This window comes from Thalassoglobus sp. (genome assembly GCF_048270125.1).
GTDB lineage: Bacteria > Planctomycetota > Planctomycetia > Planctomycetales > Planctomycetaceae > Thalassoglobus.
Genome location: NZ_JBLWTN010000004.1, coordinates 129,575 through 141,726, shown reverse-complemented (window position 1 = coordinate 141,726; position 12,152 = coordinate 129,575). Strand labels below are relative to the sequence as shown.

Genomic DNA, 12,152 nt, shown 5'->3' with positions numbered 1-12,152 from the left:
TTTTATTTTTTCCGTTCTTCTTTAGAATTTTCACTAAGATCTGCATCGCGTTGTTCGTATTGATTCCGACTCGTCGAATTTTACGTTGAGGATTCACATTCAGAACTCGAAGAACCATCTTGATCTCAATGTCGACCCGCTTGCGGATGTCGATTCCTGCTTGAGGTCTCGGAGGAGTTTCTTTCACAACTCCTGCATGAGCGCCTTCAGACTGAAGTTCTCACTGAAGATCGTTCTTGTCCTGGCTCTCACCTGCTGCGTTCCGCAATCAACTTACGCTTACGATGGGCTGAGCGATTTCCTGGAAGACGTCTTTCGTGGGCTGACCGGTCAAAAACGCCCCGCACCGATGGTTCGAGAAGCTCAGCAGTTTCCACCTCCACCAGAGAAGGAGATGCAAGCACGTAAGGAACGTCTCGAATCGTACGCCCAGGCACAAAAGAATTGGGTCGAAGAGACCTGCGAGTTAACCGACGAGCAAATCAAGAAGTACGACGCCCTCATTGCCGAGCAGGTCAAAACGTCGCAGAAGACCAGGCTCAATGCAAATCAACAGCAACGCGGATTTGCGGACTATTTTCCGATTCGATTCATCACGGATGGTGCCGCCACACTTCAGTTCGAGGGGAATGACTGGGACTTAAAAGTTCGAGACATTCTGACTCAACCTCAAAACGAAAAGCTGGAGGCTGCCAAGCGAAAACGGGTCGATCAGTTAACTCTCTCTCAACGTGACAGGGTCATCAACCTATTAGACGCGGAACTGTACTTTACAACTGATCAACGAAAAGTCATTGAAGAACACCTAGAAGGCCGTCTTTCCAGAAAGAGGCTGAAACTTTACTCCCTGAATCCTCAGAACTATTACCTGCAGTATGAGTCGCCTGTTCCACTGTTGTCGAATTTGTCTGATGGAGCTTTGAGCGAAATCCAGAACAAGCGCTTAGATCACGTCCGAAACAATTCGAGTTCAGGCCCCAACAGCGAAAAATACATTACGTTTATGTCCAATCTGGGTGTTGATGGTTGGTACAAACTTCTCGACGAATCGACTGACTCTCAGAAGGATCGGCTTACCGAAATGGCCGAAGTTCGAATTCACTATTTCAAAAACGAATTCGATCTCGATGAACAACAGCTTCGCCATTTAAGAATCGCTGCCAAAGGGACCGTTGTCTACTGCATGCAAGACTGGAAGGCATCGACGAAAAGAAACCTGGAGCAGTGGGAAGAACGGATGCAGCAACAGCAGTTTGGAAATGGAAACTTCGGATTCAGTGTTTCGACTCCAAGCTCGTCATCCGTAGAACAGCATCAACTCTGGAGAAATACGCTGTCCGAAATGGGCATCGACTCCAGAAAAGATCTGACTCAACGTGACCAGGAGGAGCGCGATGCCCGCGCAGAATATTTGGTGACACTTCTGGACTATGAACTTTGGCTGACAACAGAACAGCGGGAGCAATTCAAAAAATTGCTGCAGAAGAGGCTTCCGAAAAACGAGGTTCAAGGCTACGAATATTTGTACGAAGTCGTGCAAATCGCGATTCCTTTGGCTCGCATTGAAGAAAAAGAGCTCACAACAATTCTGGAGCCTGAACAAATTCAAGCTTGGAAGACGCTCAAGAAACAATTCGGTTTTAATGGGCGAAACGTCACAATCAATATGCAAAATCAGGGGCAATTCAGTTTCCACATTCCGGATTAGTCTCTCAACGCCTCTTCGAAGTTCAATTAAAAAAGATCCCGAGAAACAGTTTCGTCGTTTCAAAATCATTCGTCCTAAGCTGCAAGATTCTCCTCTGACTTGCATTGCATGTCAGTCACCCTGTTAAATCCTTACTCGATTCACTTCATTTGAAACATCAAATCAAGATCGAACACAGCTGCTCACGCGAAATGTTCAGCTGAAGTTCGAGATTTTCGTTATACAAACTGCTCCTCTTTGGGCACGAACAGGATCACAATGTCTTCGACAACTGAAATCAATCAGGAACTCCAATCGGACGATGTCGCCGCAATTGATGAACTTCGCGATACATACGCAAAACTCAGAGCAGAATTGGCGAAAGTGATCGTCGGTCAAGAGGCGGTCATCGAGCAAATTGCGATTTGCCTGTTCGCTCGCGGGCACTCATTGTTAATGGGGGTTCCAGGACTGGCAAAAACGTTGCTCGTGCGTCGGCTCGCGGAAACGATGTCGTTGTCATTCAGCCGAATCCAGTTTACCCCCGACCTGATGCCAATGGACATTACCGGGACGGACATTCTGCAAGAGACGCAAGATGGACGGCGAGAATTTGAATTCGTCAAAGGTCCGGTCTTTGCCAATATCGTCCTGGCAGACGAGATCAACCGAGCACCGTCGAAAACACAAGCGGCAATGCTTGAAGCGATGCAAGAGCACCGCGTCACAGTCGTTGGTCGCCCTTACGAACTCTCGCCTCCATTCTTTGTTCTGGCGACACAAAACCCGGTCGAGCAGGAAGGAACCTACCCGTTACCCGAAGCACAACTCGACCGCTTCATGTTTTTAATCTCCGTCGATTACCCCAGTCGTGACGAAGAGATTGAAATCGCCCGGACCACAACAGGTGGCGAATTGCCTGAGCTGAGTTCCATTCTGGATGCTGAATCTGTTCTCAAGTTCCAGTCACTTGTCCGACGAGTCCCGGTTCCGCAGCACATCTACGAATTCGCGGTCGACCTGGTCCGCCGCACACGTCCGAAAGTTGACGACTCTCCTGATTGGCTCAAGCCGCTTGTCGCCTGGGGAGCGGGACCGCGTGCAGTGCAATATCTCATTCTCGGCGCAAAATCTCATGCTGCCCTCAATGGAAGTTACATGGCACGGCTGGAAGATGTTTTAGCTGTGGCAGAACCGGTGCTCTCACACCGAGTTCTTACCAATTTCAATGCCGAATCCGAAGGAATCCGTAGTAATGATGTCATCCGTCGATTGGTCGATGAGCTGAATGCCGAGAACGCAAGTTAGTGCGAACTCGTCAAAGCGTTCCTGTTCCAATTGTTCAAAGTGCGGTTTCGTCTGATGCGTGATTTCATCGATCCCAAAGTTGTTTCCCGGCTGGCCGGACTCCCTTTGGATGCTCGTATTCCGATGATCGGAAGTGTCTCCGGGCGTCACCGGAGTCCCACGCGCGGATCGAGTCTGGAGTTTTCTGAGTACAGAAAGTACGTCCCCGGCGATGACACCCGCCGTCTTGATTGGCGAGCCTGGGGGCGCAGCGACCGCTTCTACATTAAAGAGTACGAAGCAGATACCAATTTGCGTTTGTGTCCGATTGTGGACGTCAGCGGGTCGATGAATTACGGAATCGATGGGACGAACGAAGTCGGAAAACGCAAAATCGATTATGCGCGTCAACTCGCTGGAACGTTGGCGTATCTTGCAGCGTTTCAAGGTGATGCGGTTGGCTTATATTGTGCTGGCACAGAATTCAAAAAAGAGATTCCCCCAAAACGAAGTGGCGCTCACCTGCGGCATATTCTCGATGAACTCGCAGAGATGGAAGGGGAGGGAGAAACCGGACTCGCAGAGGCACTTCACAGTGCAGCCGAGAAGATTGCTCAGCGAGCTCTGATCGTAATCATCTCGGACTTGTTCCTCGACACTGAAACTCTCAAGAGCTGTTTTCAACATTTAAGATACCGCAAACATGATGTCGCAGTCTTTCACTTACTCGAACAAAATGAAATCGACTTTCAGTTTGACAGACCGGTTCGATTCGTTGACCTCGAAGGTGCGGCTCCGATGCTGGTTGATCCAACAACGATCGCGAAGCAATATCGAGCGGCAGTCCAGCAATATCTGGAAGACCTCAGCCATATCATGAAAGATTCCGTGGTCGATTATCATCGCGTTGGAATCGAAGAAGACGTTGGAGAAGTGCTGGCGAATTTCTTACTAAAACGTAAGAAATAATCATTCACCGAATCCTTTAAAACATCTCAATCACGATCAAGAACAGACAGCACAGAAAGACTCGAATTTACATCAATGACTTTCTTACAGCCTTACCTTCTGTTCGCTCTTCCCTTGATCGCGCTACCGATTTTGATCCACTTGATCAACCAGAATCGCCATAAGACGATTCACTGGGCTGCTACGATGTTTCTGCTGCAAGCCCGGAAGATGTCACGCGGGATGGCAAGGTTGAGGTATCTCCTGATCATGCTTGCCAGAATGCTCGCCATTGCTGGCTTGATTTTCGCAGTGAGTCGACCGATGGCAGGGGGGTGGCTGGGCCTTTCCGCCGGAACCACTCCCGAAACCACGATTATCGTGCTGGACCGTTCAGCAAGTATGGAAGAGCAGGGGACAGGCAGTTCACTCTCCAAGCGAGAAACCGTACTCCAAAAACTTTCCGACCTCATCACCAATACGGGTCGAAACACACAATTGGTTTTATTCGAGAGTACAAGCTCTGAACCAATCGAAATCAACTCGGCGAGTGAACTTCTCGAGCTTCCTGAAACACAATCGACGGCAACAGCTGCGGACATTCCTGAGCTTCTGGAACAGGTCACCGAATACATTGTCGCGAATGAAACCGGACGCACAGACGTTTGGGTCTGCTCCGATCTCAGAGAGTCTGACTGGAATCCTTCTGGTGGACGTTGGGACTCGATCCGCACACAACTTTCGGACCGCGAAGGTGTGCGACTCTATTTGCTCAACTACCCTGAAACGGCAGCGAATAATCTTTCCGTAAGCGTCAGTGGAGTTCATCGCCGCGAATCGTCAACTGGTGCGGAACTGGTCATGGACATCCGCTTAACAAGAAGCGAAAAGTTCGACGAGAGACAAACAATTCCGATCAACATTGTGATCAACGGGGCAAGATCGCTACTTGAAGTTGAAATGAGTGGCTCGGAAGTCGTTAGAAATGGTCACACTCTTCCGCTTGATGATGATTCCAAGAGTGGCTGGGGACGTGTCGAAATTCCCGGAGATGCCAATCCGGCTGACAACATCTATCGATTTGTGTATTCCGAACCTGCAATTCAAAAAACGGTGATCGTCTCGGATGATGAGCAGGTCTCGAAAATCCTGGACCTCGTCGCCTCAAATGGAGTCGATCAAAGTCTGACCTATGAGTCAGTCGTCTTACCGAGTGCATCCGCCCCGGCGTTACCCTGGGATGAGACAGCTCTCATTCTCTGGCATGCGCCGCTACCGACGGGACCTCTCGCGAACCAGGTGAATAAATTTCTTGCGGATGGAAAGTCGATCATCTTCTTTCCGACCGAATCACCGGGAGATGAAAAGTTCCTCGGAGCGAGTTGGGGGAACTGGGTGAACGTGCAAGCTGAACCGCTCGCCGTACAGCGTTGGCGTACCGATTCCGACCTTCTTGGAAACACATTAAGTGGCTCACCTCTTCCGGTCGGAAAATTAAACATCTTTGAGTATTGCGAACTCAACTACTCCGAATTGACATTGCTGGCCCAGTTCGCGCAAGCAGTTCCCCTCCTTTGCAAAGTCCCATCCGAACAGGGCGCGGCATATTTTTGCTCGACTCTTCCGATTGATTCTGCATCAAATTTCACAGAGAACGGAATCGTCCTGTACATCATGATCCACCGAGCGCTGGCCCGGGGAGCCGCAGTTTTAGGTGCTGCTCAACAATTGATTTGTGGCGAGGTGAACGCATCACAAACCGATCAGTGGAAGCCACTCGACGATCTCTCCGCCGATCAGCTTCTTTCCCAACGCCGCACCTCTGCCGGACTCTATTCTCACGATGGGATACAAATTGCTTTGAATCGCCCCTTATCCGAGGATGCAGCTGCCATCGTAAGCGATGAAGCTTTACAACGAACTTTGAGCGGAATCAACTACACAAAAATCAACGACGAAGCAGGATCTGCGATGGCGCTGGCAAGCGAAGTCTGGAGGACTTTCCTGATCATCATGATCGCAGCACTGTTACTCGAAGCGTTGCTTTGCATTCCTGACCGCCAACAAACGACTCAAAAATTTCCGGGAGTTCCTCAAACTCCGCAACCTTCTACTGCTTCATAGTTACTCACGACTCGTCACGACCTCGAGACTTTTAAATTCAAAACCGTTTCCGCACATTTAGCTTTTCGAATGACTTTTTACTGGACAACCACAACTCTGATTCTTTCACTGCTGGTCCTGATTGCGGCTGCAATCTGCTGCTGGATCAGTTGGAAGAGGAGCGCGTATTCGCGCTCAATGGGATTGCTGGAAGCACTCAGGTTTTCTTTGATACTCCTCGCGATCATCACTTTGAACCAACCCGAAGTGACGCAGGAATTTCGCCCCGATGAACAGCCGACACTGGTGGTTTTGTATGACACCTCCGAGAGCATGCAAACTCAGGATGTCGTCGATCCTTTAAAGCCTGCTGATGTGCCGCTCACTCGGGCAGCGACCGTTTCCCGGTTCATCGAATCGCCTGACCAGAGCGACGATAAGGCAAAAGCCGCCCCGAAAGTTCCGGAGATCTGGAAGCCGGCAACAAAAAAACTCAACGTCGTTTTCGAGCCATTCTCTTCCGGCCTTTCTGACCCGACGAAAGGGACGGACCTTGATGCAGCCATTGAGAAAACTGCCGAGCGACATACAAACCTGCGGGGAATAGTCCTGCTTTCTGATGGAGACTGGAACACTGGAAAATCTCCCGCAGCTGCCGCGACAGCATTACGAATGAAAACTGTGCCCGTCTACTCTGTGGGTGTAGGCAGCGAAGAACGACTGCCCGATATCGAATTGGCGAGTATGGACGCCCCCACATTTGGAATCGCTGGCAAGACGTTACGGATTCCCTTTCAGGTGGTCAGCTGGCTTCCCAGAGACAAAGACATTCTCGTTACACTCACTGGAACACGTGGAGACAAAATCGAGAAGACCATTCGAGTCCCGGGGATGGGTCAGTTTCGTGACACACTGAACTGGCTGCCGGAAAAAGTCGGGGAGTACACGCTCAACATCCAAATTCCAGTCGATGACGCCGAGATCAATCCGACAAACAACGAACTCAGCTTTCCGATATCAATCAAAAGCGAAACGCTCAAAGTCCTTGTCGTCGAATCTTACCCACGCTGGGAATACCGTTATCTCCGAAATGCACTTGAGCGGGACCCCGGTGTCGATGTGAATTGCCTGCTGTTCCACCCTGACCTTGATGACGTCGGTGGGGGGCGCGGCTATCTGGAAACGTTCCCAACGGAGAAAGAACTTTTTGAATACGATGTCGTCTTTCTCGGCGATGTCGGTGTCGAGCCGACACAACTCAATCTGGAGAACGTTGAGCACATCCGCCAACTTGTGCGAAGCCATGCAGGTGGGCTGGTTTTCTTACCAGGTTTCCGTGGGAAACAAGCCACATTCGCTGCGACTGATCTTGAAGAGTTGTATCCAGTCATCAACGATCCCGCCGCTCCGCGCGGTTTTGGTTCGCCGCAGCCATCTCGGTTTACGCTCACAGAATCAGGACGCCGAAGTTTGCTGACTCGCCTCGAAATGGATGAGCGAGAGAACGAAAAAGTGTGGGGTTCACTTCCTGGATTTCAGTGGTACGCCTCTGCTCAACGAGCCAAAATCGGCGGGCAAGTGCTCGCAGTTCATGAGACCGAATCATCGCGATTCGGTCGTGTCCCTCTGATCGTGACCCGGACTTCCGGGACCGGAAAAGTGCTGTTCATGGGAACGGACGGGGCATGGAGATGGAGGAAGGGCGTTGAAGATTTGTACCACTATCGATTCTGGGGGCAAGTTGTTCGCTGGATGGCCTATCAGCGAAACATGTCGCAAGGCGAATCGATGCGACTGTTCTACTCGCCAGATCGTCCTGAAGCGGACCACGTTTTGACATTGAATGCAAACGTCATGAGTACAGGCGGAGAGCCGCTTCGCAATGGAACAGTCATCGTACAGATCACATCGCCTTCCGGACAAACTGATGCCCTCACGCTCTCACCGGCAGGCGAGGATTCCTGGGGATTGTTTACCGGAACATTCACTCCGAAAGAGGGAGGCCAATACAAGCTGGTCACCAGTTGTGCCGAGACAGGCGCCAAGCTTGAAACAACGATCTCGGTGCAGGGAATCGAACGTGAACGCATCGGCGAACCGGCTCGCCTGGACGTCCTCAAAGAAGTCTCAACGATCAGCCGCGGACGCCTCGTTTCGATTAGCGAGATTGACTCGCTGGTCGAGGAAATTGCCGATCTCCCCGAGCCAGCGCCGATCATCCGTCGCTTCCGTATCTGGAGTCATCCTGCCTGGGGCGGAACATTGATTCTGCTCCTTGGCGTTTTCTGGGTAGGTCGCAAACTGGCCGGGCTCGCATAGTTATCGGCTGTCGACTTTTTCAGCCGGGCATTTTATGGGAGTAGCGACGTTCACGTATGCCGGAGTCGCACAATCAAGACGGCTCCGAACGACAGCCAACTTTCTCGCTCGAGCCTTTCTCATCACGACCAGACCACCGATAATCAGCACCCCTCCGACAATTTGAACCGACGTCACTGATTCTCCACGGACGATGAAGGCACTCGTCATTGCAATCACCGGAACGAGGTTCTGATAGATCGCAGCGTGAGCTGCTCCCGCTTCACGAACACCATAATTCCACATCACCAAAGCGACGCCGGTGGAAAACACACCGGAGTAAATCACCGGGATCCAAACCTGAGGATCCGCCATGGTCGTCATTCCACCAGCCAGGTACGGAGCGGCAATCACAAAGTGTAGTGGTAACATCGAGACTGAAGAGACTGCAGAGAGCGTCAACGGAGAGACTTCACCGAGAAGCTGACGACTCTTAACGGTCCCCATTGCCCACACCAGTGCAGCGACCAGCATGATCAGGTTTCCGAGTGAATCATCTGAATTCCCGCTGATTCCATTTTGGCCTGTAACAATGAGCGTTCCGGCGAGTGCAATGAACAGCCCGCCCCAAGCCAGTCGAGAGAGCCGCTCCTTGAGAAACACCAGCGCCAACAATGCGGTCCACATCGGCACTGTGGACATGATCAACGCTGCATTCGCTGACGAGGCATACGCAATCCCCAGCAAAAATAAAACCTGATACAAACCCGATGCGATCACGGCATATTGAAAGATATTCCACTTCGTCTTCGCAGGAAGCTGGAACACTTTCCAAGGTCGGTCTCGGAAAGCAATCGCCAGCAGAACACCTGCAGAGATGAACAGCCGAATCGCATTGAACGCATAAACATTAATATGATCCAGACCGACCTTCATCACAGGAAGATTGATCCCCCAGATTAAAGCCACTCCGAAAAGAGACAAATCAGGCAGCAGGTTTGGTGATCTTTGTGTCGCTGAGGATTGAGTCGTGGAGGAATTCACAATGGACCAGTTTTTGAAGTGATTCAGCAAAAAGCAAGAAGAGAGACTTCGACGTCGAAAGCAGCCGGACACCTGGAGAGAAACCGATGTTCGCAAGAATAACGCAGTCTCACACGATTGTATCCAGATTGCTCTTCATGGCAAACTCTGGACGTGCCGGCACAGCAGAGTATGATGAACATCGACAGAACGTATTCGTTTTTCCTATGTCCGAGAAGATGGCCGCCAGGTGACGAATCGCTCAATTCCTCGAGACAGAAGATGGACTCCCTTTAAAAATGTTCGGGGAAAAACCAGACACAAGAAAGATTCTTATGGATTCGACAATCACCGCTTTTCGTTTCACGCTTTCGTACGCTAAAGATTTAGTTCACGACATCGATGATGCCGACATGGCACAGATGCCCCATCCGGGAATGAATCATCCCGCCTGGATTCTTGGCCATCTGGTTTTGGGGGCCGATTTCGTTTCACTCCTTCTGGGGGGTGAGCTCGACACTGATGAACAATGGATGAAGACTTACGGACCAGGCTCGCAGCCGATTGACGATCGCTCTGCTTATGCTTCCAAGTCAGAGTTGCTCTCACACATGGAGCAACTGTATGAGCGAGCCGAAAAACTCGTTTCGTCTGCAACTGAAGAACAACTCGCAAGCCCAAATCAAACGCCATTTCTCGTCGAGCAATTTCCAAAAGTTGGCGATCTGCTGACACACCTGCTGACCACACATCCCGCTTCACACCTGGGGCAACTTTCTGCCTGGAGACGATGTGTCGGAAAGAAATCGGTCCTCGGTCTGTAAAGCGATCTGAATGCAGGACGGGCAGAGGAGTTGAGCATCCAATCGATAAGAGCTTCACGCGAAGTGAAAACTCGTTATGTGTGGTTGATTCAGCGGAACATCTTCGGTCTCTCCTGCAAATCAGGATCAATCGGTCATGCATCCGAAAGAGCCGGAAACGCCGCACTGAGTTGCTCCTGCACACCTGTCAATCGTATACTATGACTTGACTGCGGGCACCTTTTCGGAGTTTCATTTCCATACCCGTTTCCGTCTACAGGTCTCCTGATGCACGAAATTTTTTCTCGACGAACGGTTCATTTTCTTCTTTGCGTTGCAGTGCTGAGTTCATCTCTTGAAGCAGCACCGAAACGACCAGTCAAAAAAGCTCCACCGAACCTTCCGGATCTCAAGTCACCGGAAGACAAGATGAAGTTTCTCGAAATGATCCGTGGAAGTTTTCCCGTCCTTCGAATCGGACGGGGAAGAACCTATCGCTCCAGTGATCTCGACGAGCAACTCGAGAAGTACATTGCGAAAGAAACATCGACAAAGCTCTCTCCGATCATCGATGATGAAACATTCATCCGCCGAGTCTTCATCGACACCATCGGACATGTTCCGACGCCTGCTCAAATCAACAACTTCGTCAAAGCTCCGGACGAAAATAAGCGAGCGATGCTGATTGACGAACTTCTGGAAAGTGACGAATTTGCTCGCAAATTAGCTCGTTACTGGCGATCTGTGATTTTCTACGAGACAAGCGCCAACAAGAACACGGTGAATCCGCAGGCACTTGAAGATTGGTTGTTCACTGAATTCAAAGCGGGAACTGGCTGGGATCGAATGGTGGGAGAGATGGTCTCTGCAACTCCCACCCGAAAGAAGAACACCAAGTCGCAAGACAATGGGTGGCATCAGGATCACGGACCGAACAACTTTGTCTTAGCCAATGAGCGGAAACCAGAACTCATCGCCTCCTCGACCGCCCGCATTTTCATGGGCATCAGTATCGAGTGTGCAGAATGCCACGACCACCCCTTCGATAACTGGAAACGAGAACAGTTTCACGAGATGGCAGCCTTCTTCGCCCCTGGAAAATACTACATGACCGACCAATCCGATCCGTCGGAGAAGTCCGTCGTCGAGGCGAAATTTCTCCTGGGAGAGAAGCCACCAACCTATCTCAAGCCAGACCAGCGTCGTGTCGCTGGGGCAGCCTACCTGATCTACAACCCGGACAATTACTGGTTCGCCCGTGCATTCGTAAACCGCGCGTGGAACGAATTAATTGGAGATGGTTTTTACTCAGTGGACAGCTTGGGGCAAGACAAAGAAGTTGTCCATCAACTTGTCGCAAACAAACTCTCCGCCTCTTTTCGATACGCAGGATTTCAACCGAAGTGGCTGTATCGAGTTATTCTGAACTCCAAAGTCTATCAACGCGAAATCGCCACCATCGACAGCGATGCGGACCTCTTCACGTCAGTTCGTCCTGCGAGATTACGCCCCTACGAGGTCGCTGACACCGTACAGCAACTCATTGGCGAAAATAAATCCGTATGGAACGCCATCAACTCCACTTTTGATCAGAATCCGTCGATTCCCCAACGAGACCTGGAAGGTGCAGTGCAGCAAGCACTATTGATGATGAACAACGGAACACTGCACAATAAGCTTGCTAATGGACCGTTGAAAAAAGAATTGCTCGAAACGAAAGATGACGAGCAGATGATTCGTCAGGCATTCCTGGGCATCTTGGCCCGTTCTCCCTCTGCTGAAGAACTGACGATGTATCGCAAGTTTATCAAAGAGTCTGCAAACCGAAATGAAGCAGCCGTAGACCTGATCTGGATCTTAGTGAACTCTGCTGAGTTCGTAACCAAACGATAAAACAAAGCACGCAGTCTCGACCAACGATGTAGTCAGCGTCAACAGGACCTTTGTCTGAAACCTCTGGATTGTAGGGAACTCACAAGACTTGAGAGGCCACATTCAGATTT

General features: G+C 50.6%; 8 protein-coding genes. 7 read left to right on the top strand and 1 reads right to left on the bottom strand.

The window, feature by feature from the left end; genetic code table 11:
- The first annotated feature begins 196 nt into the window (after nucleotides 1–196).
- The 5 genes from ACN0YR_RS06780 to ACN0YR_RS06760 all read left to right on the top strand — a co-directional run bounded on the left by ACN0YR_RS06780 (nucleotide 197) and on the right by ACN0YR_RS06760 (nucleotide 8,344).
- Nucleotides 197–1,708 carry a hypothetical protein gene (locus ACN0YR_RS06780; RefSeq protein WP_417848440.1) on the top strand — a complete coding sequence of 504 codons (1,512 nt, stop codon included), beginning with the start codon at nucleotides 197–199 and terminating at the stop codon, nucleotides 1,706–1,708.
- Nucleotides 1,709–1,966: 258 nt separating this feature from the next.
- The gene (locus ACN0YR_RS06775; protein ID WP_417848439.1) at nucleotides 1,967–2,995 is read left to right on the top strand and encodes an AAA family ATPase; all 1,029 of its coding nucleotides are present in this window, start codon (nucleotides 1,967–1,969) and stop codon (nucleotides 2,993–2,995) included.
- A 54-nt stretch (nucleotides 2,996–3,049) separates the two neighbouring features.
- Nucleotides 3,050–3,943, top strand: a complete 894-nt coding sequence (locus ACN0YR_RS06770) for a DUF58 domain-containing protein (RefSeq protein WP_417848438.1) — start codon at nucleotides 3,050–3,052, stop codon at nucleotides 3,941–3,943.
- A 75-nt stretch (nucleotides 3,944–4,018) separates the two neighbouring features.
- Nucleotides 4,019–6,046: a BatA domain-containing protein gene (locus ACN0YR_RS06765; protein ID WP_417848437.1), complete on the top strand. Its 2,028-nt coding sequence runs from the start codon at nucleotides 4,019–4,021 to the stop codon at nucleotides 6,044–6,046.
- Between the two features lie 69 nt (nucleotides 6,047–6,115).
- Nucleotides 6,116–8,344 carry a hypothetical protein gene (locus ACN0YR_RS06760; RefSeq protein WP_417848436.1) on the top strand — a complete coding sequence of 743 codons (2,229 nt, stop codon included), beginning with the start codon at nucleotides 6,116–6,118 and terminating at the stop codon, nucleotides 8,342–8,344.
- On the opposite strand, the gene ACN0YR_RS06755 is transcribed toward ACN0YR_RS06760, so the two are convergent.
- A complete protein-coding gene (locus ACN0YR_RS06755; protein WP_417848435.1) occupies nucleotides 8,345–9,367 on the bottom strand; it encodes a DMT family transporter in 1,023 nt (340 codons plus the stop codon). It abuts the gene before it with no gap.
- 314 nt (nucleotides 9,368–9,681) lie between these two features.
- Between ACN0YR_RS06755 and ACN0YR_RS06750 the strand changes: the two genes are divergently transcribed.
- Nucleotides 9,682–10,170, top strand: coding sequence for a DinB family protein (locus ACN0YR_RS06750; RefSeq protein WP_417848434.1), 489 nt, complete (start codon nucleotides 9,682–9,684; stop codon nucleotides 10,168–10,170).
- A gap of 267 nt (nucleotides 10,171–10,437) precedes the next feature.
- The gene (locus ACN0YR_RS06745; RefSeq protein ID WP_417848433.1) at nucleotides 10,438–12,042 is read left to right on the top strand and encodes a DUF1549 domain-containing protein; all 1,605 of its coding nucleotides are present in this window, start codon (nucleotides 10,438–10,440) and stop codon (nucleotides 12,040–12,042) included.
- Nucleotides 12,043–12,152 lie beyond the last annotated feature (110 nt).

Coding starts and splice junctions, on each gene's coding strand:
- ACN0YR_RS06780 (WP_417848440.1), top strand. CDS start 197: ATGAGCGCCTTCAGACTGAAGTTCTCACTGAAGATCGTTCTTGTCCTG.
- ACN0YR_RS06775 (WP_417848439.1), top strand. CDS start 1,967: ATGTCTTCGACAACTGAAATCAATCAGGAACTCCAATCGGACGATGTC.
- ACN0YR_RS06770 (WP_417848438.1), top strand. CDS start 3,050: ATGCGTGATTTCATCGATCCCAAAGTTGTTTCCCGGCTGGCCGGACTC.
- ACN0YR_RS06765 (WP_417848437.1), top strand. CDS start 4,019: ATGACTTTCTTACAGCCTTACCTTCTGTTCGCTCTTCCCTTGATCGCG.
- ACN0YR_RS06760 (WP_417848436.1), top strand. CDS start 6,116: ATGACTTTTTACTGGACAACCACAACTCTGATTCTTTCACTGCTGGTC.
- ACN0YR_RS06750 (WP_417848434.1), top strand. CDS start 9,682: ATGGATTCGACAATCACCGCTTTTCGTTTCACGCTTTCGTACGCTAAA.
- ACN0YR_RS06745 (WP_417848433.1), top strand. CDS start 10,438: ATGCACGAAATTTTTTCTCGACGAACGGTTCATTTTCTTCTTTGCGTT.